Origin of the sequence: Halorubrum yunnanense (assembly GCF_026586675.1) — an archaeon.
Taxonomy (GTDB): domain Archaea; phylum Halobacteriota; class Halobacteria; order Halobacteriales; family Haloferacaceae; genus Halorubrum; species Halorubrum yunnanense.
In genome coordinates, this window is record NZ_JAODIX010000007.1 from 1 (window position 1) to 20327 (window position 20327).

Below are 20327 nucleotides of genomic sequence, written 5' to 3' on the forward strand. Positions count from 1 at the left end.
ACTCAACACCGTCTTGCTCAACTATCCGCATAAACACCGCCTCGACGCGCCGCTAAACTACAACGGATGGACCACCGACAGGGCGAGAGCGAAGCTCTCTTGCAACCGGCGCGTAGCGCCGGTGACGAGGCTGGGGAGGCGTGAGGTGCTGTGCGGAGCGGTGTGGGGTGGGACTCAAAGGGGCAGTCGCGAGGGCGAAGCACGGCGCAGCAAGTACCGCAGCGAGGAAGCGAACGCGACCGAGCGAGGAACACGGCAAGCCGCGCGAGCCGTCGCGACTGGGGCTTTGGAGGCGTTCACCGTCGATTCACAGTTACCGATCGCGTAGCACCGAGCGACTGGGGCTTTGGAAGTGTTCTCCCCGTCACTGACAGTAACGATTTATGAACAGACTCGATCCCGCGTTCGTTGTTTATAAGCACCAGCCACCACGTCTCTCACGTATGACCGACGACCTCGACACGCCGGTGCTCGACGACCACCTCCACCTCGACCCGCGTCACGGCCGCGGGGTCGACGCCGTCGAGGACTTCGTCAGGCTCGGCGGCACCCACCTGCTCGTGGTGAACAAGCCCTCGTGGCACCTCGGCGTCGAGCCCGACGAGCCCGCCGACTTCCGGCCCGTCTTCGAGGAGACGCTCGACGCGGTCGACGCCGCGAACGAGGTCCTCCCCGGCCGCGCGTGGCCCGTCCTCGGCGTCCATCCCGGTCTGATCAGCCGGCTGGTCGACGAGCGCGGCTTCTCCCCGGGGGACGCCCGGGACCTGATGTGCGGCGGGCTGGAGGTCGCGAGCGAGTTCGTCGCCGACGAGCGGGCGCTCGCGCTGAAGTCCGGGCGCCCGCACTACGACGTGAGCGACGCGGTCTGGGACGGCTCGAACGCCGTCACCCGGCGCGCGTTCGAGCTGGGCGCCGCGCTCGACTGCGCCGTCCAACTCCACACGGAGGCGAGCGAGGACCTGAGCGATCTGGCCGCCGTCGCCGAGGAGTCCGGGCTCGACCCGACGAACGTCGTGAAACACTACGCCGAAGGCCGGCTCGCGGGCCCCACACCGAGCGTGATGAGCGAAAAGGACCGGCTCGAGCGCGCCGCGGAGTCCGGCGAGCCGTTCCTGATGGAGACCGACTTCGTCGACGACCCCGAGAAGCCGGGGATGGTGCTCGGCCCGAAGACGGTCCCGCGCCGCGTCCGCTGGCTGCTGGAGGAGGGGTACGAGGACGCGGTCCGGCGCGCGCACGTCGAGACGCCCGAGGCGGTGTACGGGATCGACACCGAGGCGACGCTGGAGTAGCGTCGCCACCGTTCGCGAGCCGGCGGCGCGACCGGCGAACGCCCGACCGCATCACCTCGCGTTCGACCCGCCCTATCCGATCCCCGAATCCCGCCGTCGAGCGGGTGAGACGCCCTCTCTCGCGGCGATCGATAGGAAAGGCATTTGAGTAGTCCGGGCGACGTACGGGACATGACCGACGATGACGCCGTCGAAGCGTTCTATACCGACGACCGCTGGCAAAATTGGCTCGACCGGCTGCAGGAGGAGGAGCTCGACCCCGAGAACGAGGACTCGGCGCGGCTCCTCTTGAACCTCCAAGACGACGCGGCGATCGCCGTGGTGAAGGTGCTCGCGGCGCTCGACGACGAGCGCATCGGCGAGGACCGCGCGGTCGAGGAGATCCGCGACATCCGCGACATCGTCCTCGCCGACGTCGACTTCGACGACGAGGACAAGGTGATGCTGATCGACGGCGTCCAGACCTCGCTCGTCCCCGTCTTCTACGCGGCCGAGGAGTACGTCGTCGGCGGCGTCGTCGAGGGCGACGTGACCGAGTTCGTGCACGCGGCCGCCGACGCCGAGGCCGAGGACGACCTCGATGCCGCGCTCGGCTACGTCGTGCAGGCCGGCACGCGCGTCATCGACGGCGAACTGCTCGACATCGAGGTCGTCGAGGAGCTGGAGTACGGGCTCGTCTCCGAGTGGGTGAACGGGCTCGACTCCCTGCAGTCCGCGATCGAGGACCCGGAAGTCGTCGAGGAAGAGGACTGAGGCCGCGGTCGGTTCGGGTTCCGCTTCTTCTGTTTCGTTTCCGTCCGGCCAGCCGTCGGGCCACCGAAGGGCCGCGCTGACCGCGGACGGGCGCCTCCGGGGTGAACTGTTATCAACGCGCGCGCCGTGGACGCGATATGGCGCTCCCCGCGGCCGAGATCGCGGTCGGGATGCTCGTCGTCTGGACGGCCAGCTCGTTCGTCCCGTTCGTCCCGAGCGGCGTCCTCGCCGCGCTGACCGTCCTCGGATACGCGTCCACCACCGGGGTCACCGAGCCGGGCCTCGCCGCCCTGACCGCGCTCGTTCTCGTCTCGCTTTCGGCCTCCGCGGCGGAACTGCTGTCGGGGATGGTCTCCGGGAGGATCGGCGGCGCGTCGACGCGGACGGTCGGTCTCGGTACGGTGGTCGGAATCGCGTTGGTGTTCGTGTTGGGTCCGGTCGGCTTCGTCGTCGGGCTGGGCGGAACCGTCTTCGTCGCGGGGCTCTTCGAGAACGCTGACGACCCCCGCGCCGCCGCCCGACAGTCGGCCTACGCGGTGATCGGGGCGCTCGCCAGCTCGGTCATACAGGCGGTCATGCTGGCCAGCGTCACCGTCGCGTTCGCGCTCTCCGTGCTGTGACTCCGACGGGGAGGCGTCCGACGGCGGCTCGACGACGGCCCTCGATCGCGATACGCGCGAGGAGCCCGTCCGCCGATTCCCGGTCCGTCACGCGGCGACGGTGAACAACAGGAGGTTGTGCGCGGCCGGCCCGAGGCCGACCCCGGCGACGAAGCCGAGCAGGAGGTACCCCTCCGCCGGTCGGTCCCGGACGTACTCCGCGAACAGCCAGACCACCGCGCTCGCCACCGCGAGCTTCACCAGCAGGAACACCCACCCCTCGCCGAGCACGGGGACCGACGGGATCCACTCGAAGCCCAGGAGGATCCGGGAGAGGGGCGTTCGCTCGCCGAAGCCGAGCTGGGTGGTCCCGACCGCGGTCGAGACGCCGTCGAGGGCGTGCCCGAACACCGCGAGCGCGCCCGCGCCGCCGGTGATCGCGGCCTCGGGACGCAGCCGTGTCAGTCCGACCCAGACGGCGGCGGCGATCGGGACCGTGAGCGCGAGCGCGACCGCGGACCACCGAGCGCCGACCGCGGAGGGCCCGGTCGCGAGCGCGGCCGCGACGACCGGGACGAGGAGGAGCGCGCCCGCACCGGCGAGGGCCGTCGGGATGCGTTCGGGGGACAGCGCCGCGCTCCCGAGCCACGCCGCGCCCGCGAGCGTCCCCACCGTGAGGTAGACGGTCGGGGAGCCGGCGAGCGGCGCGAGCGCGGCCGGGAGCGCGTCGACGACGTACAGCACGTGGGCCGCGGAGCCGAGCGCCATCCACGGCGCGAGCGCGAGCACGTGGCGACCGGCCACTCGCGGGGGTCGCCGGCGGAGGGCCACGCCGACCGCGCCGGCGGCGAGCAGGACGCCGACGAGGTACGGGAGCGGCGGGAGCGTCGTGCCCGTGGGGAGGAACGGGATCGCGCCGGCCATCAGACGGACAGGACCGGCTGGCTGGCGTAGAGGAGGACGTACTCGGCCGCCTTCCCGAGCACCTCGCCCGGGTCGCCCGTGACGGGCTCGCGCGGGACGACGATGAAGTCGGACTCCAGCGCCTCGGCCGTGTCGAGCACGACGCTGCCCGGGTGGACCGTCTTCACCGTCATCGAGAACCCGGCCGCGATGGAGTTGCTGTGCGGTACTCCGGCCGCCTCCGCGCGCCGCGCGACGGAGTCCGTGAACGCCTCCGTGTCGTCGGCGACGTCCTCCTCGTCGACCGCGCCGTGGTCGATGGCGCGGACCACGTCCTCGTCTAACACGTACAGGGCGTGGACGCTCGCGCCGTACTCGGCGGCGACCGTGATCGCGTAGTCGACCGCCTCGTGAGACTCCTCGCTCCCGTCGACGGGAACGAGAACGAGGTCGATGTCGAGATCGGTCATACGCGTGTCGTCGGCGGGGGAGTTCAAAAAGCCCTCCCCATACGGTCGGCGACGGAACCGGTCGGCCGACACCGCCTGAGAGCGTCGGCCGCCGCCGTCGGTCCGCACTCAGAAGCCCGAGAGCTCGCGCTGCCCCGCCGAGCCCCGGTCCTCCGGCGGCACGTTCGTCGCGACGATCTCGTCGACGGCGTCCCGGCTGTCGGGGTCGCTGTTGATCGCCCGGGTCGCGTCCTCCGTCTCGACGCGGAAGCCCGCGTCGGCGTACGGTTCGTACATGACGCCGCTGTTGCTCAACACGACTCGGACGCCCGCCTCGTCCAGCTCGCTCGCGACGTCGAGCAGCCGGCGCTGGTCCTCGCGGTCGAAGCCGTCGGCGCTGTACTCGTTGAAGCTCGCGGTCGCGCTCATCGGCTCGTAGGGCGGATCGAAGTAGACGAGGTCGCCGGGATCGGCGGCGTCGAGAACGTACGCGAAGTCGTCGTTGCGTATCGCCGCCTCCGCGAGTACGTCGCTCGCGCGACGGATCCGGTCGCGCTGGACCCAGTCCGGGTTCGCGTACCGACCCGCGGGGACGTTGAACCCGCCGTCGGCGTTCTCGCGGTAGAGCCCGTTGTAGCAGGTCCGGTTGAGGTACAACAGGAGCGCCGCCTCCTCCAAGGGGTCGAACGCGCCCTCGTAGGGGCGCCTGTTGAACCGCGCGCGCTGCTGGTAGTAGTAGCTCTCCACGTCGCGGCCGCGTGCCGTCTCCTCGTGGTACGGCAGCGACGGGTCCGGGTCGGCGTCCGGGTCGTCGAACGCCTCAAGCCGCTCTATCAGCGCCTCCGGCTCGTCGCGCACCCGCTCGTAGAAGCCGATCAGCCGCGGGTTCGCGTCGTTGATCGCCGCGTCCGCGGGCTCTAAGTCGAAGAAGAGCGCGCCGCCCCCGACGAACGGCTCGTGGTAGCGCCCGTACGAGGCCGGGAACCGAGCGTACAGCTCGTCAAGCAGCTGGCGCTTGCCGCCGGCCCACTTCAGGATCGGCTCGGCCATGTGACGTCTGCAGTCCCCCGCGGCGGCGTATAAACGTCTCGGGCTCAGTCGTCGGCCTGCTCGCCGTCGGGGACGGGGAGGTCGGCGACGTGAGCGGCGGCCTCGTCGAAGTTCGGCCCCGGCGAAATCGTCCCCGCCTCGCGGTCCCACTCGATGTACCCGGCCTCCTCCAACGCGGGGAGGTGGATCTCGCGGAGCTCGTCGTCGATCTCGTCCGCCCGGCCGCGGACGCGGAGGTCGGCGACCGTCTCGACCGCTCCGTCGGTGAGCGCGGCGACCGTTCGCCGCGCCTCCGAGGTCTCGAGCGTCGCCGTCCGCGTAGCGGGCGTCCCACGTGTCTTCGACATGGCTGTTCGTAACCGTGAAAAAATGTGCGACAACATAAAACCAGGCAAAAGCGAGCCGTAAAGAACGGGCGGAGCGGCGAGCGAACCGACACGCGGGCGGGCGGTCAGCCGGAGCTACCGAACCCGCAGGGTCCGGTGCAGGGTGTAGCCGGCGATCACGAGGAACACGAACGGAAGCCCCGTGAGCGGGTGAGCCAGCAGCGAGCCCGCCGCGAGGACGAGGTACCCTTTGTCGGGCGGCGACCACGCGGTCCGGTCCCGCATCGCCGCCAGCTCGGTCGCGAAGGCGTAGAGGAACCCGCCGGCGACCGGGACCCACAGCGCCGCCGCCAGGGTCGTCCCGAGCGACGTCCCCGTAACCTCGCCGACTGAGCGGGGGAGCCACCCGACCCCGGCCGCGTACTCCGGATCGACGAGCCCGCGGGCGGCGATCGACGCCGGCAGGTACAGCGCCCCGACCGCGACCGTCGTCCAGAAGGGGACGTTCGAGCGCGACCGCGAGCGCGGCGAGGAGCCCATGCGGGACCGCGGGGCCCCGGCGGGAGAAACCCTCCGGTTCGGCCGCGGACGCCGCGCGCCGCTCTCGCCGGCTCGGCGAAACGTCCAATTTCCCGAAAGGTGTACGAACGAATACCATGGTACTGTTTATACCGCATTAACAACCGTTTTAGACGTTCTGCGCGCGTGGTCCGTGGTACCACTGCTCAAAAAGCATACGCAAACTGAAAGGTTTTTACTCCCGGCAGACGTACCGCTGGGTATGCAACCGATGAACGACGGATACACGGCGCGAGCAGTCGCGGCCGGGTCCGACAGCCCCCCCAACGGCGGCCTCGGCGTGTCGCTCGCGTTCCTGGCGCTGATCATGCTCCCGCTGCTGGCGGCCTCCCACCCGCTCGCCTCCGCGGGCCTGCTCGCCGGGGGCGTCGCCCTCGTCGCGCTGGGCCGCTCGCTCGCCCGCCACGTCGACCGCGGAACCGTTCGGACGATCAGCTTCCCCGGCCTCGGCACGGTGGAGTACCGCTTCACGCAGGGCTGACTCGGCCGACTCGCGTCGTCGCCGCTCGGACCGGCGGGCGCCGAATTAAAATCCCCCGAGAGAGGGGTCGAAACGACCGGATTCTCTTAATTGCTGACTGCCGCGACGAGCGTCGCCTACAGCCCGTAGACGACGCGCTCGCCCGTATCGAGCCCGTTCGCGATGGCGGCGTGGAGTCGCCCCTCGCCGGCGACCCAATCGCCGAGGAGGTACAGGTCGTCTTCGCGCGCGGAGTCGATCGGGCCGCGGTCGACACCGTTCTCCGGGAGCGCGTACCGCCACCCCTGGTGGTCGGTCCACGCCGGGTCCGCCAGCCGCTCGTCTCCCACGATCGAGGCGGCGTGTTCGGCGAGGTCAGCGACGTTCGCGGCCGGGTCGTCGTCGTAGCGCTCGGCGGACCAGTCGGGGGCCGCCTGGACGACCAGCAGCGTCTCGCCGTCCGGGACGTGTCCCGCCTTGCACTCCTCGCGGGAGATCCAGCCGACGGGGTGCTCCTTGTCGGTGTTGACCAGGGCGTAGTAGGGGACGTCGACGGCGAAGGGGTAGTGCAGCACCGCGCTCCACACCGACCGGTACGCCACCTCGCCCACGGCGTCGACGAGCGACTCGCGGACCGGCGACTCCCACTCGGCGTCCCGGAGGAGCGCGGCGCTCTGCGGCGCCGGCGGGTTCATGAGGAGGACGTCGAACGGCCCCCACGTCTCCCCGTCGGCGTCGTCGAGCTCCCACCGCTCGCCGACCCGTCGCACGGTCTCGACGCGGGTTCGGCGGTGGACCGTCGCGTCGGTCCGGCCGAACAGCCGCTTGGCGACCTGGGTGAGCCCACGTCGATAGCTCCACTTGTGCTCGTCGGCGTCGCGGCCGGGGGACACCTCCCCGTCGACGTCGAAGGTGTACACCGGCTCGGCGGCGTCGACGAGCCCCTCGTCGTCGAGCGTCTCGGTGACAAGCTCGACGACGCGCTCGTCGTCGGACTTCAGGTAGTTCGCGCCGTAGTCGTACGTCAGGTCGTCGTGCCGACGGGTCGCCGCGCGGCCGCAGAGGCCCCCCGACTTCTCCAGTACGGTCACGTCCGCGTCGGGCGCCGTCTCGTCGACGACGAACGCCGCGGCCGCCGCGCCCGCGCCGGCGCCGACGATGCCGATTTCGGTCATACCCGTTGTAGGCGACGCGACCACTTAACCGGTCGTCTCGCGGGCCGCCGGCCCCCGCGGAACGCCGCCGCGTTTCAAAAGCGAGGTCAGTCGTCGGCGCCGACGACCAGCACCGGCGCGTCGGCGCCGCGCTGGACCCGAATCGGAAGCGTCTCCGGGTGGACGAGCCGGTCGAGTCCGGTGCGGCGCGCGGAGCCGACCACGATCAGGTCCGCGTCGTGCGCGTCGGCGAAGTCGAGGACCTCCTCGTGGGGCGTGCCGTACCGGAACTGCTTCTCCACGTCGACGCCGGCCGCCTCGCCGCGGGCCGCCGCGTCCTCCACGAGCGTCTCGCCCGTGCGCTCGCGGCGCTCGACGACTATGTCCCAGTGCTCGCCGGTGTCGACGACGTACAGCGCGTCGACGGTCGCGCCGTGGGCGGCGGCGACGTCGAGCCCCGCGTCGACCGCGGCGCGGCCGGCCTCGTCGTCGCCGGTGACGACGAGTACGCGCTCGAAGACCGACCCGCCCCCTAACGCCCCAGCGGCGCTCGGGGCGGGGCCCTCGTCGGTCGCGACCGGGTCGGCGGTGTCGGCGGCGTCGATGGCGTCGATCTCGGTGGTGTCGGTTTCGGCGGACATGATGGATCTGTCGGCGTCGCCCGTCTGCGGGCGCCGACCGTGTACGGTATCACGTTGGAGCGCCCGCCTCTTAACGATTTTCGACAGTATAGACGATTATCATTATCTATCGAGTAGCGAATCTGCGGAGGAGTTGCGATCTCCGGCGATCCCTCCCGATTTTATTTCACAGACGACAATCCAAACGGGTCCGATCCGAGGGTACCCCGTGCGCCGCGTTCCGAGACCGCTCCGATGGCGACGCTGTCCGCTTCTTCCCGCTCGTTCACTTCTCGTTCGTTTCGTTATAACTCGTCTAATTGCACGTGTAATAGGCGTTTTTACACTCGTTACGCGGATCATGTCGTCGAATCCATATTATAAATACGCTTTTACTATTCTACTGAAACCCGATCGTGTCGACAACATATGGTGGAAGAAACCTACGAATCGGAGTCAAATGCGATGAGAAACGAAACGAGTCGGAACGAGGCCGTCACCTCCTCGTCCGAGACGCGGCCGAAGGCCGTGCTTCAGGGGGAAATCCGTGCTACCAGTTAACCCGATCTACGCCGGGCTGGCGGCGTTGCCGCTGTTGTTGCTGCTGTTCACGCTCGTTGTGCTGCGGTGGCGCGCCCACGAGGCTGCGTCGGTCGGCTACTACGAGGGGGCCGCGGCGCGCGCCGACGCGGACCGGTCCGGCTTCACGCGCGCGGTCCTCGCGACCGCGGTCCCGGCGTCGATCGCGGTGATCTCCTTCCTCGTCATGGCGAAGCTGATGGACCACAGCGGGCAGGTGCTCGTCCTCGCGGAGGGGACCGCGAGCGTCGCGACGCCGAGCTCCTACGGGTTCCTCTCGCCGCTCATCGGCTCCCTCGGCGCGTTCATGACGTCGAGCAACACCGCGTCGAACATCCTGTTCGGCGGGCTCCAACAGCAGACCGCCGCCCAGCTCGGCGGTATCTCGGAGGCGCTGATCCTCGGCGGGCAGAGCGCCGGCGGCGCCATCGGCAACGCGATCTCACCGGGCAACGTCATCCTCGGCACGACCGCGGCCGGGATCGTCGGCCGCGAGGGCGACGTCCTCCGGGTGACCATCCCGTGGGTCGCCGCCGTCGGCGCGCTCGTCGGGCTCGCCATCGTCCTCCTGAACGCCGCGGGGCTCCTAGGGGTGGCCTGAGATGGACGTCATAGACCGGTACACCCTGGCGTTCGGCCTGATGGCGCTGTCGCTCCCCCTGGTGAGCTACGGCGCGTCGGCCGAGGTCGCGGCCCTCTGGGCGGTCGGCCTCGCGATGCTGGCCGTCGGGGGGCTGATCCCGCCGGCGGTGCGGTTCACCGCGGCGGACCCGGACGCGCTCTGAGGGCCCTCCGCCCGGACCCGGCGCCGTCTCGGATCCGACCGGGGTCGACGAGGCAAGAACGACCCCAACGACGCGTTTTAATCGGCGAGTCCGAACAGTACCGGTACGGACGCGAGCGCCGCGGCGGGCCCGTCCCCGCGGCGCGACCCGAGGCACACGACATGACACGGAACACCACCACGCGGTCGACGGACGGCAACGATGGGTGACGGGGACGGCGGCGACGCCGGGGAAACCCGAGGGCCCGGCGAGAGCGATCCGGTCGGAGAGGGCGCTCCCGCGACCGACGCCCCCGAACTCGACGAGGCGGAGGGCGGCGTCGACTACGCCGGCCGGGCGTCGTCAGTCCTCGGCTTCTCCCGCTGGTGGCAGATCGTCGCCGCCGCGGGGATGATGGCGGCCGTGAGCCCGTACCAGTACGTCTGGTCGTCGATCCAGCAGCCGCTGGCCGCGAGCCTCGACATCGCGCTGCCGGCGCTCGGCGCGGTGTTCTCCTTTTACGTCGTCTTCCAGTCGCTCTCGCAGTTCCCCGCCGGCAAGTGGCGCGACAGCCGCGGGCCGGGCGCGCTCACCTTCGTCGCGGCGCTGCTCGCGGGCGGCGGGTACATCGGGCTCGCGTACGCGACGGCGGTCTGGCAGCTGTACCTGCTGTACTCGCTGGGCGCGATCGGCGTGGGGATCGTGTACACGGTCGCGGTGAACACCGCGGTCAAGTGGTTCCCCGACCGCACGGGGCTCACGACCGGTATCGGCACGATGGCGTTCGCCGCCGGGAGCGCCCTCGTGGTGCCGTACGTGCGGGCGAACGCGACTGTGGCGGCGTACGGCGATGTGCTCCGGAACGTGGGGATCGCCATCCTCGTCGTCACGCTCGCCGGGGCGTACCTCCTCCGGGACCCGCCGGACGAGTGGCTCGGGCTGGCGGACCGGGACGACGACGACACCGGCGACGAGGGGCTCGCGGCCTCGCTCCGGGGGCGAGCGTACACGACCCGCGAGATGCTCTCGACGTGGCAGTTCTGGCTGTTGTACGCGATGTTCGTCGCGATGGCCGGCGCCGACCTGATCGTCATCGCCAACGTCGTGCGGTTCGCTGAGCAGTTCGGACTCGCGGCGGTGGTCGCGACCGCGGCGGCGACGCTCCTGCCTGTCGCCGCTGGCGTCTCCCGGATGATCCTCGGGGAGGCGTCCGACCGCTTCGAGCGCAAGAAGGTGATGGCCGCCTCCTTCGTGCTCGCCGGGGGCTTCCGGCTCGCGCTGATCGGCGCCGGGCGCGCCGAGGCCGGGATCGCGTTCGTCGCGCTGGTGATGGCGGCGATGTTCTTCTCCTCGCCGCTGTTCGTCTACTTCCCGTCGGTGATCGCCGACTACTACGGCGCCAAGAACTCCTCGGGCAACTACGCGGTCCTCTACACCGCGAAGGTCGGCGGCGGCGTCTTCGCGGGGACGGTCACCGGCTACCTCGTCGCGACGCTGGGCTGGGTCCCGACGTTCGCGCTCGGCGGCGGCCTCGCGATCGCCGCCGGGCTGGCGGCGCTCCTCCTCCGCCCCCCGAGCGGCTCCGGGGTGGAGACGCCGACGCCGGCGGAGTGACCGCCGAAACGGGCGACCGGGTCACTCGGCGCCGTCGCTCGCGGGCCTCCGCCCCACGACGGCGTAGAACGGGTCGCTCCCGGGGCGCTCCGCGATCCCCTCGGCGACCGCGAGACCGCCGGCTTTTAAATAGCGCTCGACGAGGTCGGCGCGCTCGTCCATCGACGCGAGCCGCCACGCGCGGACGGCCTTCGTCGGGAACAGCCGATTCGAGAAGCTCACGACGACGACCCCGCCGGGGGCGAGGACGCGCTCGAACTCGGCGAACACCGCGCCCGGGTACTGCAGATACTGGACCGACAGGGCACAGCAGACGGCGTCGAAGGCGCCGTCGGCGAAGGGGAGCGCTCGGTCGGCGTTGAGGTCCCGAACGACGAACTCGTCGAGCCGGTCGTTCGCCGCGAGCTCGGCCTCGTTGAGCCCGTGGCCGACGACGCGGTCGAAGCCGGTCGGCGGGAGGTGCGAGACCCAACTGCTCATCGCGTCGAGGACGCGGTCGCCCGGGTCGAGGATCTCGTCGTACAGCGCCGTCAGCCGGGCGAGGAACGCGTCGTCGGCGTGGGTGACGAACCGCGGGTCCTGATAAAACGTCTCGTCGGGTCGGTCGTCGCGCTTCCGTCGGTCGCGGTCGGAGAGGACGGTCGTCACGGGATTCGTGATCGGGGCGCGGAGCCCAAGAGCCCGTCGACGGCGGCGGCCGCGCGGCCGGTCGACCGGCCGCCGCGGGGGTCACCGCACGTTCGCCTTTTAAATACGGCGTCGGTTACCCGACGCGCGCCATCGCGCGCTCGGTCCGTCGCGTGAGCCCGTCGAGCCGGTCCCCGACCGCTCCGACCGCGGCGAGGACGGGGTACGTCGCGGAGACGTTCTGGTAGAGGTACGTCGGGAGATCGACGACGTCGTCGTCGAGCCGGAGTTCGCGGCCGTGCTCCGCGATCGCGCGCTGGCGGCGCGCCGCGATCCGGTCACAGTCTTCCACGAGGACGCCGGCGCGGGCGCGACAGGCGTCGAGCGCGCCGAACCCGCCCTCCGGAACCGTCGCGTCGAGCGTCTCGATCTCGCGCCGGACCGCCCCGAGCCGGGAGCTCGCCCGGTCGAGCGACTCCGTCTCGACCCGGAGCCGCTCCACGAGCCGGTCGCGCTCCTCGATCGCGTCATCGACCGCGTCGAACAGGGCCCGCCCGTACTCGGGGTGGTAACCCGAGCCCCGGGTGAGCGCGTACGCCAGCTCGGGGCCGAGCTCCGCGGCGACGCTGCGCTCGTAGGTGTCGTCGTACTCCTCCTCGTAGTGCGGCACGGACATCACGGTCTCGGCGTACGCGTCCCTGACGGCGACCAGTCCCGAGCCGGGGGGTGTCGCGGGACCCCCGGCCCTCGCGTCGGCCGGGGTACCGGAACCGCTCGGGGAAGCCGTGACGTCCGCTACCCCCGCCGTTGCGGGTGACCCGCCCGGCGAGACCGCCTCGGTCGGGACCGACTCGACCCGGCCGCGGAACGCCCGGAACGCCTCGCGCTCGTCGGCGGTGCGGCGCCGCTCGACCCGGACGGCCTCCCGGGCCTCGTCGATGACCGACCGGTCCGCCTCGTCGGCAGTCGTTGGCATACCCCATCCCTCGCGGGACGCCCTGGTAAACGCTTATATGAGCGGTATCGGGCGGTCACGAGCGCTCAATAGCGCTCCCGAGACGCCGGGCGCCTCCCTCCGCGGCCGGTCGGACCGGAGCCGGCGACGGGAAACGTACATCCGTCGGCCGGTCCAAGGGAGCGCCGATGGAAGTCGCGCTGATCACGGTCGGCGACGAGCTGCTCTCGGGCGACACGGTGAACACGAACGCGAACTGGCTCGCCGCCGAGCTGAGCGACCGCGGCGTCACGGTGGCGCGGATCCTCTCCGTGCCCGACGACCGGGCGGCGATCGCCGAACACGTGCGCGAGTACGCCGCGGCGTTCGACGCCGCGATCGTCACGGGGGGGATCGGTAGCACCCCGGACGACGTGACGATGGAGGCGGTCGCGGACGCGTTCGACCGCGAGATGGTCGCCACCGACCTCACGCGGGAGTCGGTCGAGCAGCGGCTCGCCGCGATCCGCGAGCGCGTCCCCGACCGCGAGTTCGACGTCGACGTCGAGGCGGAGGCGGCGGTCCCCGAGGGGAGCCGCCCGCTGGTGACCGAGGCCGGGCTCGCGCCCGGCTGCGTCATCGAGGGCGTGTACGTGATGCCGGGCATTCCGGACGAGCTGAAGGCCGTCTTCGCGACCGTCGCCGACGAGTTCGCGGGCGACCGGCGGTCGCGGTTCCTCTACACGGTGGAGCCCGAGTCGAACATCGTGCCCGCCCTGGAGGAGGCGATGGAGCGCTTCGACGTCGCCGTCGGCTGTTACCCCGACCGCGAGGCCGACCACAACCGCCTGAAGCTGACCGCGACCGACGGCGACGCGCTCGACGACGCGGCGACGTGGCTGCTGGCGAACGTCGACGCGAGCGAGACGCCGGTGCGCCGGAACTGGGAGTGATAAAAAAGCGACGCGAGGTCGACCGCGCGGCCGATTCGGCTCAGCCGGTCGTCTCGTTCCCCGAGGGCTGTTGCGGCTCGGAGGGCTGTCCGGGTTCGGTGGGTCCGGTCGGGCCGGTCGGCGACTGCTGACCGCCCGGTCCCGGCGGCGTCCGGTCGTTCGTCACGAGGAAGTCGGCGAGGTTCCCGATCAGCGCGTCGTTGTCGGCGCGCGCGGCGTTCTCGGGCGAGAGGAAGTCGCTGTCGCCCACCATCACCACGCCGTCGGTCCGAACGAGCAGCGGCGCCTCGGTCGACGCGCGGGTCGTCGACAGCTCGCTCCCCTCGACGGGGCGGAGCACGTCGCTACCGGCGATCGTCGTCCCGACCGGCGTCGCCGACGGCAGGACGGCGCGGTCGACGCCCTCGGTCAGCGCGGCGTCGGATTCCTCGGTCGGCTCCGCGTAGACGCGCTGGTAGTTCAGGTCGTTCTCCTCCATGTTGTACACGTAGCCGGGCTCCGTGGTGACGTCGAGCGTCGCATCGAGCCCGACCGCCCCGGGCTGATCGAACGCCGCGTCGGGCTCAGTCGCTACGACCACGTGGCCGCCCGACTCGGCGAACGACTCGATCTCGTCGAGCTCGGCCTCGTCGTAGTCGGTCCGGAACGTCACGAACGCATCCGCCTCGGCGAGCCGCTCGCCGAGCTGGGTCGGCCCCTGCTCTGCGCCGGGAGGCACCGCCCGACGCTGCTGCTCCGGGTCCGGCACGTAGACGTCGACGTCGTGGCCGTTCTCGATGAGGGCGTTCGCCAGCGGCCGGACGTCGCGGTCGGCGACGCTCGGCCCGCCGAAGCCGAGCAGGGCGAGCGGGCTCACCGGAACGGCGCCGGTCGGCTCGACGCCGGGGTCGACGAGCACCGTCTGGGACCGCGTCGCGGTCTCCATCTCGACGTCCGCCTGCCCCGGCGTGTCGTTCGCGACCGCGTCGCCGTCGACGTAGTGTTCGTTCTGGATCTCGGGCGCGGGGGCGGCGCCGTCGGCGGTCACGAAGCCCGTGAGCGCCGCGCCGCCGGTGATCGTCGCCAGCGTTACGACGAAGGCGGCGGCCAGCGTCCGGACGTCGCTCACGCGCCGACACCTCCGGTGAGCCGCGCCGTCTCGTTGCCAGTCGCACCCGTGTCGGCCGCCGACCCGCCGCGGTCGAGGTCGCTCTCGGAGAAGCGCTCGACCGTGTCGACGTGCGGGACGGCTTCCAGGTGGACGTAGGTGAGCCCCATCGGCTCGACCTCGCCGTAGCCGGGGTCGTTCGCGTGGACCGCGACGACTTGGGTGTCGGTGCGGAGCAGGATCGGGAAGCCGATGTCGGGTCCGGTCTCCCGGGTGTCGACCTCGTACTCGCCGAGGTTCTCCTCGGTCGCGGCGGCGTGGATCGCCTCGTTGAGCGAGCCGATCTCGTCGGCGTAGCCGTTCTGCACCGCCTCGGTGCCGAGGTACACGTCGGCCTGCGCGACCTCCTCGCGCGGCATCTGGAACTCGTCGCCGCGCTCCGCCATCATCGCGTCGACGAAGGTGTCCGCGAGGGTCTGCTGTTCGGCCCACGCCTGGATCTCGTTGCCGCCGGCCTTGTCCGGGCCGCTGGGGCCCTGAACCGGCGCGGTCGTCTGCGGCGCGGGGGCGTTCAGCCCGATGCTACCGACCGTCGAGGTCGGGAGCACGTAGATCTCGTCCGCGGGCGCCATGGCGTAGTAGCCGCCGGAGGCGCTGATCGACTGCACGCTCGCGATCACGGTCATCTGTTCGCTCGTCCGCTGGACTGCTTTATACATCCGCTCGGAGGCGACGGGGGCGCCGCCCGGGGTGTCCAGCTTGAGAACGACCGCACCGACGGAGTCGTTGGCGCGGATGTCCGCGAGTTCGCTCTCGACGTCGTCCGCGAGGGCCGAAGTGACGGGACCTTCGATCTCGACGACGGCGACGGTATCGTCCGGGTCGTTGGTCGCCGCGTACACGCTGGGCGCGAGCACGGCGCCGACCACCGCCGCGGCCACCACGACGACGGCGAGCTGCTGCCGCGACGTGAGGACCGTGGAGGGCTGGTTGGTTGACATGACCGGGTAGACCCAGCGGCAATCAATTGATAAAAATTACGAAAACGAACGCCGCGAAACCGCCACAAGGCGGCAACCCTTACTTAAACCGGTCGGGCCCGTGATCAGCCTGCCACGAGACGGGATACCGATGGCGGGTCGCCACCCGCCTCAGAGGACGCCCGCGCCGCCGAGCACCAGTCGGACGCCGATGACCGCCAGCAGACCGAGGACCACGCCGCGGCGCAGCCGGTCGCTCACGCGACCGCGGAGCCGCTTCCCGAAGGCGACGCCGGCGACCGCGGGGACCGCGGCGGCGACCGACGCGAGGGCGAATCCCACGTCCGGGTAAAGCCCGAGCGCGCCCGCGGCGACGACGCGCAGGCCGTTGATGCCGACGAACACGAGCGCGACGACGCCGACGAACAGCCCGTGCGAGAGGTCAAAGCTCCGGACGAACGCGACGAGCTGCACGCCGACGTTCGTCGCCCCGAAGAGGACGCCGGAGACGCCGCCGACGACCGCCATGACGAGCGGCGTATCGGCGAGGTCCCGATCGCTCACACGCGGCAGCGCCGGGAGGGGGACGGCGCGCTGGTTCGTCGCCACGAAGCCCAGCGAGACGAGCCCGAGGAGGACCCGGACCGGCCCGGCCGGGAGCCGGTCGAGCAGCGCCATGCCGAGGATCGTCCCGACGAGGGCGGCGACGAGCAGGGGCGCGAAACGGGTCCCGCACGTGCGGAGCTCCTCGCGGGTGAGCTCCCCGACGAGCGCGACGTTCACGGCGAACATCGGGAGGATCATGAACGCGACGGCGGTCGCGGGGTCAACGAGGGTCGCGAGGACCATCGTCCCGACGACGGCGAAGCCGAACCCCGCCACCCCGTTAACTGCGCCCGCGACCGCGACGACGAGGGCGACCGCCGCTATCAGCTCGGCCGAGAGCGCGAGAGTCACACCGCCTGGACGGGACATTCATATATAAATCACCGTCTGCCGTGCGGTGCGAGGGCACGTTCGGATCCGGGTCGCCCGCGGGTCCTCCGCGGTCGTGTGCGGCTCGCGCCACCGGGACCGGTGTTGATGGGGATGGCCGACGTCGTCGGCGCCATGCAGGAGTTCGACTTCATGGTGATCGGGTCGGGGTCGGGATTGGACGTGGCGAACGCGATGGCCGGCCGGGGGAACTCGGTCGCGGTCGTCGAGGAGGGACGGCTCGGCGGGACGTGTCTCAACCGCGGCTGTATCCCCTCGAAACAGCTCCTCTACCACGCCGACGTCATGGAGACGATCGAGGGCGCGGACGCGTTCGAGATCGACGCCGAGGTGCGCGACGTCGACTTCGCGGAGATCGTCCGGAAAGTGAACGACGACGTGTCGGGCAGCTCCGAGTCGATCCGAAAGGGGCTCATGTCCTCTGACGCCCACGACCTGTTCTCGGGAACCGGGCGATTCGTCGACGACCGCACGGTCGAAATCGTCGACGGTGACGACGAGGGCGCGACGCTCCGGGCGGACACCATCCTCGTCGCCACCGGCACGCGCCCCTCGATCCCCTCGATCGACGGGATCGAGGACGTGGAGTATCTCACGAGCACCGAGGCGCTCCGGCTCGAATCGCCGCCGGACCGCCTCGTCATCGTCGGCGGCGGGTACATCGCGGCCGAGCTCGGTCACTTCTTCGGAACCTTCGGCAGCGACGTGACGATCGTCGGCCGGCGCGAGCACCTCCTCCCAGAGGCCGACGCAGAGGTCGGCGAGGCGTTTACCGACCGCTACGCCGACCGGTTCGACGTGTACGCGGGATACGAGGCCGTCGCGGTCGACGAGGTCCACGGCGAGGTTACCGTCGAGGCCCGGCCGTACCCCGAGGCCGACGCGGTGCGGGCGGGCGGCGAGACGGTCGGCGCGCCCGAGGAGGCCGAGGACGTGACCGTCTCGGGCGACGCGCTCTTGGTCGCGGCGGGCCGCCAACCGAACACGGACGCGCTGAACCTCGACGCGACCGGCGTGAAGACGGATGACGCCGGCTTCGTCGAGACCGACGAGTACCTCCGGACGGACGCCGAGGGCGTGTGGGCGCTCGGCGACGTGGTCGGCGAGTACCTGCTGAAACACAGCGCGAACCACGAGGCGAAGGCCGTCGTCCGGAACCTGCTCGGCGACGAGCCGGAGCCGGTCGACTACTCGGCGATGCCGTTCGCCGTCTTCGCCTCGCCCGAGGTCGCCGGCGTCGGGGCGCGCGAGCGGGACCTCCGCGAGGCCGACGCCGAGTACGCCACCGGGACCTACGCGTACGACGACACGGCCCGCGGCAGCGCGATGCACGCCGAGGGGTTCGTGAAGGTCCTCATCGATCTGGACGGGAACATCGAGGGCTGCCATATCATCGGCCCCGAGGCGTCGAACCTGATCGAGGAGGTCGTCGTCGCGATGACCGCCGGCTCGGGGACCGTCGAGGACGTCCGGGACACGGTCCACATCCACCCCGCGCTCTCCGAGGTCGTCGACCGGGCCTTCTCCGGGCAGTTCTCGCGCAGCGGCGGTCACGACCACGGCCACCAACACTGAGTGGTCCCGTGGACGCCGAGCGGTACCGCGGACACTGAGGCGGTCGCCGCGTTCGATCGGCATCACCGAGCGCCCGCGAGGTCCCGCGAGAGCATCGCTCGAAGGCGAGCGTTTACGTCGGCCCGCGCCAACGCCGAACCAACACACATGGTATCCAGCGACACACGCTCGGTCGGCGAGCTCGAACAGCGCGTCGAGGCGTTCGACGCGGCGACGCCGGCCGAGTTGGAGGCGGACGACCGGGCGCGGCTGACCGACGCGCTCGTCGCGCTCGGCGACGCCTACGGCGACCGCGGCGAGTTCGACGCGGAGGCCGAGATGATCGCACGGCTGGACCGACTGCGCGGCGCCGGGGACGGCGGCGACGTCGACGTCCACCTCGCGAACGCCCTCGCGAACGCGACGAGCGTGCGGGGCCGCGACGACGTCTACGAGACCGCGATCGACCCCGATCGGATCGAGGAGTACCGGGAGCGGATCGAGGAGCTGTACGGCCGCCGCCCGGAGCCAGCGATCGCGGCGCCGCTGGCTCGGGCGACGGCCGAGACGGTCCATGCGAACGGGAAAGGCGGTCGCCGGGATCGGATCGGACCGCTGGTGAAGCGGCTCGAAGCCGTGTATGACGCCCACTCCGAGCCGGATATCGCCGCCCCGCTGCTGCGGGCGTACGCCCACGCGGAGCTGTATCTCGGCGACGACGGCGCTGAGGGCGGCGACGCCGACGACGCGGCCCTCGGACGCGATGACTCGGACCCAGGAACCGCGCCGGCCGAGCATGATGCCGGAGGCGACCGCGTGGAGCGCGCGGAGGAGCTGTTCCGGGTCCACCCGGACGGGGAGGTCGCGGCGGGGCTGGCCGGCGTCCTCGCCGCGCGCACGAACGCGGACGCCGAGCGGACGGACGTGGCGACGATCGAGGAGCGGATCGGTCGGATCGAGGCGCTCGCCGACCGGTACCCGGCACAGGAGGAGGCGATCGTCCGCTGGCTCCCGGTCGCGACGGCGAACGCCGCGCGCGCAAGCTTCGAAGCCGCGGACGTCAGCCGGGTCGAGCACTGGGCGAGCGAGACCGTCGACCGCCACGAACGGCTCTCAACCCCGTCGAGCGCGACGTGGGCGGCGGTGGCGACGTTCTTCTCCGCGCGGGCGTCCTTCTTCGACGGCGACGTGGAGGCGGGCGAGGCGAAGCTCGAACGCCTCGAGGCGCTCGAGGAGCGGTACGACAACCCCGTCTTCGCGCACTGGCTCGGCCGGGCGATGTTCGACGCGGCCCGGAGCTACGTGGAGACGGACCGCCCGGAGCCCGCGCGGGAGATGGTCGACGACCTGTCCGAGTTCGCGGTCGGCCACGAGGACCGCGAGGAGATCGAGGCGGGGCTGGAGGCGCTCCGTTCGCACGCGCCGCACCTGTTCGACGACTCGGGCGACTCGGTGGACGGGACTGGCGACTCGGTGGACGAGACTGGCGACTCGGTGGACGAGACTACCGGGCGGCTCGACGCCTCGGGCGCCGCGACCGAGACGCCGCCGCGGGAAGCCCGCGCGGACGCCGCCGGGCCCGCTGGCACAGACTCGGCCGAGCCCGCGGCTCCGGAGGGCCTCGACGCGCCCGAGGCCGCCGGCTTGACGGGTCGGGGAGGGGAAGACGCGACCGGCGACGACGCCGACTCCGACCTCCCCGGCTGCGGGAACTGCGGCGAGGACGGCTGCGGGAACTGCGGGAGCGGCAACGATTTAAAATCCCCGGCGTCCGGCCCGGTGCTCGCCGCCGCGGGGGCGGCCGTCGTCCTCGTCGGCCTCTCCGTCGCGTACACGCTCTACCGGGCCCAGCGCGTCCTCCGGGACGCGATCGGGCCGTCGTGACGAGGGGCAAAGACGTCTCGCGGCTCGGCGTCGAGCCGGAACGCATGGCCGACCCTCCGAGCGTTTCCCCCCGTCGCGTCCTGACGGCGTCCGCCGGCGGCGGCGCGCTGGCCGCGCTCGTTCGACGCGAGCGACTGTCCGTGACCGTCCCGGGACCGACCCGACCGACA

At 71.4% G+C, this 20327-nt stretch carries 23 protein-coding genes; 11 read left to right on the forward strand and 12 right to left on the reverse strand.

Annotation, left to right across the window (positions count from 1 at the left end):
• The 4 genes from N5096_RS01630 to N5096_RS01645 all read left to right on the forward strand — a co-directional run.
• Positions 1-328: hypothetical protein (locus N5096_RS01630; RefSeq protein WP_267662599.1), on the forward strand; the 328-nt coding region annotated here is incomplete at its 5' end.
• Positions 329-443: 115 nt separating this feature from the next.
• Complete coding sequence (locus N5096_RS01635; RefSeq protein ID WP_267662600.1) at positions 444-1292, forward strand: TatD family hydrolase; 849 nt, start codon at positions 444-446, stop codon at positions 1290-1292.
• Between the two features lie 171 nt (positions 1293-1463).
• Positions 1464-2045: a DUF2150 family protein gene (locus N5096_RS01640; RefSeq protein ID WP_267662601.1), complete on the forward strand. Its 582-nt coding sequence runs from the start codon at positions 1464-1466 to the stop codon at positions 2043-2045.
• A gap of 137 nt (positions 2046-2182) precedes the next feature.
• Positions 2183-2665: a DUF456 domain-containing protein gene (locus N5096_RS01645; RefSeq protein WP_267662602.1), complete on the forward strand. Its 483-nt coding sequence runs from the start codon at positions 2183-2185 to the stop codon at positions 2663-2665.
• Positions 2666-2752: 87 nt separating this feature from the next.
• Here N5096_RS01645 and N5096_RS01650 read toward each other — a convergent pair whose 3' ends face one another.
• The 5 genes from N5096_RS01650 to N5096_RS01670 form a co-directional block, all read right to left on the reverse strand.
• Complete coding sequence (locus tag N5096_RS01650) at positions 2753-3568, reverse strand: DUF63 family protein (protein WP_267662603.1); 816 nt, start codon at positions 3566-3568, stop codon at positions 2753-2755.
• Positions 3568-4017 carry a universal stress protein gene (locus N5096_RS01655; protein ID WP_267662604.1) on the reverse strand — a complete coding sequence of 150 codons (450 nt, stop codon included), beginning with the start codon at positions 4015-4017 and terminating at the stop codon, positions 3568-3570. Before N5096_RS01655 ends, N5096_RS01650 begins: the two co-directional genes overlap by 1 nt.
• A 108-nt stretch (positions 4018-4125) precedes the next feature.
• Entirely contained in the window at positions 4126-5046 is a 921-nt protein-coding gene (locus tag N5096_RS01660) for a DNA adenine methylase (RefSeq protein ID WP_267662605.1), read from the reverse strand.
• A 44-nt stretch (positions 5047-5090) separates the two neighbouring features.
• Positions 5091-5393, reverse strand: a complete 303-nt coding sequence (locus tag N5096_RS01665; protein WP_267662606.1) for a hypothetical protein — start codon at positions 5391-5393, stop codon at positions 5091-5093.
• A 114-nt stretch (positions 5394-5507) separates the two neighbouring features.
• Positions 5508-5912, reverse strand: a complete 405-nt coding sequence (locus tag N5096_RS01670; protein ID WP_267662607.1) for an abortive infection protein — start codon at positions 5910-5912, stop codon at positions 5508-5510.
• Positions 5913-6153: 241 nt separating this feature from the next.
• Here N5096_RS01670 and N5096_RS01675 point away from each other — a divergent pair, with 241 nt between their 5' ends.
• Complete coding sequence (locus N5096_RS01675; protein ID WP_309243295.1) at positions 6154-6432, forward strand: hypothetical protein; 279 nt, start codon at positions 6154-6156, stop codon at positions 6430-6432.
• Between the two features lie 116 nt (positions 6433-6548).
• Here the strand turns inward: N5096_RS01675 and N5096_RS01680 are convergent, their stop codons facing one another.
• Positions 6549-7586: an NAD(P)/FAD-dependent oxidoreductase gene (locus N5096_RS01680; protein ID WP_267662608.1), complete on the reverse strand. Its 1038-nt coding sequence runs from the start codon at positions 7584-7586 to the stop codon at positions 6549-6551.
• A gap of 86 nt (positions 7587-7672) precedes the next feature.
• The gene (locus tag N5096_RS01685; RefSeq protein WP_267662609.1) at positions 7673-8206 is read right to left on the reverse strand and encodes a universal stress protein; all 534 of its coding nucleotides are present in this window, start codon (positions 8204-8206) and stop codon (positions 7673-7675) included.
• Between the two features lie 526 nt (positions 8207-8732).
• On the opposite strand from N5096_RS01685, the gene N5096_RS01690 reads away from it, so the two are divergent.
• The 3 genes from N5096_RS01690 to N5096_RS01700 all read left to right on the forward strand — a co-directional run bounded on the left by N5096_RS01690 (position 8733) and on the right by N5096_RS01700 (position 11142).
• Complete coding sequence (locus N5096_RS01690) at positions 8733-9365, forward strand: L-lactate permease (protein ID WP_267662610.1); 633 nt, start codon at positions 8733-8735, stop codon at positions 9363-9365.
• A 1-nt stretch (position 9366) separates the two neighbouring features.
• Positions 9367-9549 (forward strand): hypothetical protein, encoded by a 183-nt coding sequence (locus N5096_RS01695; protein WP_267662611.1) that lies wholly within the window; start codon positions 9367-9369, stop codon positions 9547-9549.
• Positions 9550-9750: 201 nt separating this feature from the next.
• The gene (locus N5096_RS01700) at positions 9751-11142 is read left to right on the forward strand and encodes an MFS transporter (RefSeq protein WP_267662612.1); all 1392 of its coding nucleotides are present in this window, start codon (positions 9751-9753) and stop codon (positions 11140-11142) included.
• Between the two features lie 21 nt (positions 11143-11163).
• Here the strand turns inward: N5096_RS01700 and N5096_RS01705 are convergent, their stop codons facing one another.
• Entirely contained in the window at positions 11164-11790 is a 627-nt protein-coding gene (locus N5096_RS01705; RefSeq protein WP_267662613.1) for a methyltransferase domain-containing protein, read from the reverse strand.
• Between the two features lie 115 nt (positions 11791-11905).
• A complete protein-coding gene (locus tag N5096_RS01710) occupies positions 11906-12745 on the reverse strand; it encodes a DUF7260 family protein (RefSeq protein ID WP_267662614.1) in 840 nt (279 codons plus the stop codon).
• A 167-nt stretch (positions 12746-12912) separates the two neighbouring features.
• Here N5096_RS01710 and N5096_RS01715 point away from each other — a divergent pair, with 167 nt between their 5' ends.
• On the forward strand, positions 12913-13656 hold the full coding sequence (locus N5096_RS01715; RefSeq protein ID WP_267662615.1) for a competence/damage-inducible protein A: 744 nt from the start codon (positions 12913-12915) through the stop codon (positions 13654-13656).
• 40 nt (positions 13657-13696) lie between these two features.
• Here N5096_RS01715 and N5096_RS01720 read toward each other — a convergent pair whose 3' ends face one another.
• The 3 genes from N5096_RS01720 to N5096_RS01730 all read right to left on the reverse strand — a co-directional run bounded on the left by N5096_RS01720 (position 13697) and on the right by N5096_RS01730 (position 16680).
• Positions 13697-14764 (reverse strand): hypothetical protein, encoded by a 1068-nt coding sequence (locus N5096_RS01720; RefSeq protein WP_267662617.1) that lies wholly within the window; start codon positions 14762-14764, stop codon positions 13697-13699.
• The gene (locus N5096_RS01725; protein WP_267662618.1) at positions 14761-15744 is read right to left on the reverse strand and encodes a S49 family peptidase; all 984 of its coding nucleotides are present in this window, start codon (positions 15742-15744) and stop codon (positions 14761-14763) included. The genes N5096_RS01720 and N5096_RS01725 overlap by 4 nt, the downstream gene beginning before the upstream one ends.
• A 150-nt stretch (positions 15745-15894) precedes the next feature.
• Complete coding sequence (locus N5096_RS01730; protein WP_267662619.1) at positions 15895-16680, reverse strand: TSUP family transporter; 786 nt, start codon at positions 16678-16680, stop codon at positions 15895-15897.
• 153 nt (positions 16681-16833) lie between these two features.
• On the opposite strand from N5096_RS01730, the gene N5096_RS01735 reads away from it, so the two are divergent.
• Both N5096_RS01735 and N5096_RS01740 read left to right on the forward strand, forming a co-directional pair.
• Positions 16834-18294: a dihydrolipoyl dehydrogenase gene (locus tag N5096_RS01735; protein WP_267662697.1), complete on the forward strand. Its 1461-nt coding sequence runs from the start codon at positions 16834-16836 to the stop codon at positions 18292-18294.
• 147 nt (positions 18295-18441) lie between these two features.
• The gene (locus N5096_RS01740) at positions 18442-20157 is read left to right on the forward strand and encodes a hypothetical protein (RefSeq protein WP_267662620.1); all 1716 of its coding nucleotides are present in this window, start codon (positions 18442-18444) and stop codon (positions 20155-20157) included.
• Positions 20158-20327: the final 170 nt, after the last annotated feature.

Coding starts and splice junctions, on each gene's coding strand:
- N5096_RS01635 (WP_267662600.1), top strand. CDS start 444: ATGACCGACGACCTCGACACGCCGGTGCTCGACGACCACCTCCACCTC.
- N5096_RS01640 (WP_267662601.1), top strand. CDS start 1,464: ATGACCGACGATGACGCCGTCGAAGCGTTCTATACCGACGACCGCTGG.
- N5096_RS01645 (WP_267662602.1), top strand. CDS start 2,183: ATGGCGCTCCCCGCGGCCGAGATCGCGGTCGGGATGCTCGTCGTCTGG.
- N5096_RS01650 (WP_267662603.1), bottom strand. CDS start 3,568: ATGGCCGGCGCGATCCCGTTCCTCCCCACGGGCACGACGCTCCCGCCG.
- N5096_RS01655 (WP_267662604.1), bottom strand. CDS start 4,017: ATGACCGATCTCGACATCGACCTCGTTCTCGTTCCCGTCGACGGGAGC.
- N5096_RS01660 (WP_267662605.1), bottom strand. CDS start 5,046: ATGGCCGAGCCGATCCTGAAGTGGGCCGGCGGCAAGCGCCAGCTGCTT.
- N5096_RS01665 (WP_267662606.1), bottom strand. CDS start 5,393: ATGTCGAAGACACGTGGGACGCCCGCTACGCGGACGGCGACGCTCGAG.
- N5096_RS01670 (WP_267662607.1), bottom strand. CDS start 5,912: ATGGGCTCCTCGCCGCGCTCGCGGTCGCGCTCGAACGTCCCCTTCTGG.
- N5096_RS01675 (WP_309243295.1), top strand. CDS start 6,154: ATGCAACCGATGAACGACGGATACACGGCGCGAGCAGTCGCGGCCGGG.
- N5096_RS01680 (WP_267662608.1), bottom strand. CDS start 7,586: ATGACCGAAATCGGCATCGTCGGCGCCGGCGCGGGCGCGGCGGCCGCG.
- N5096_RS01685 (WP_267662609.1), bottom strand. CDS start 8,206: ATGTCCGCCGAAACCGACACCACCGAGATCGACGCCATCGACGCCGCC.
- N5096_RS01695 (WP_267662611.1), top strand. CDS start 9,367: ATGGACGTCATAGACCGGTACACCCTGGCGTTCGGCCTGATGGCGCTG.
- N5096_RS01700 (WP_267662612.1), top strand. CDS start 9,751: ATGGGTGACGGGGACGGCGGCGACGCCGGGGAAACCCGAGGGCCCGGC.
- N5096_RS01710 (WP_267662614.1), bottom strand. CDS start 12,745: ATGCCAACGACTGCCGACGAGGCGGACCGGTCGGTCATCGACGAGGCC.
- N5096_RS01715 (WP_267662615.1), top strand. CDS start 12,913: ATGGAAGTCGCGCTGATCACGGTCGGCGACGAGCTGCTCTCGGGCGAC.
- N5096_RS01725 (WP_267662618.1), bottom strand. CDS start 15,744: ATGTCAACCAACCAGCCCTCCACGGTCCTCACGTCGCGGCAGCAGCTC.
- N5096_RS01735 (WP_267662697.1), top strand. CDS start 16,834: ATGCAGGAGTTCGACTTCATGGTGATCGGGTCGGGGTCGGGATTGGAC.
- N5096_RS01740 (WP_267662620.1), top strand. CDS start 18,442: ATGGTATCCAGCGACACACGCTCGGTCGGCGAGCTCGAACAGCGCGTC.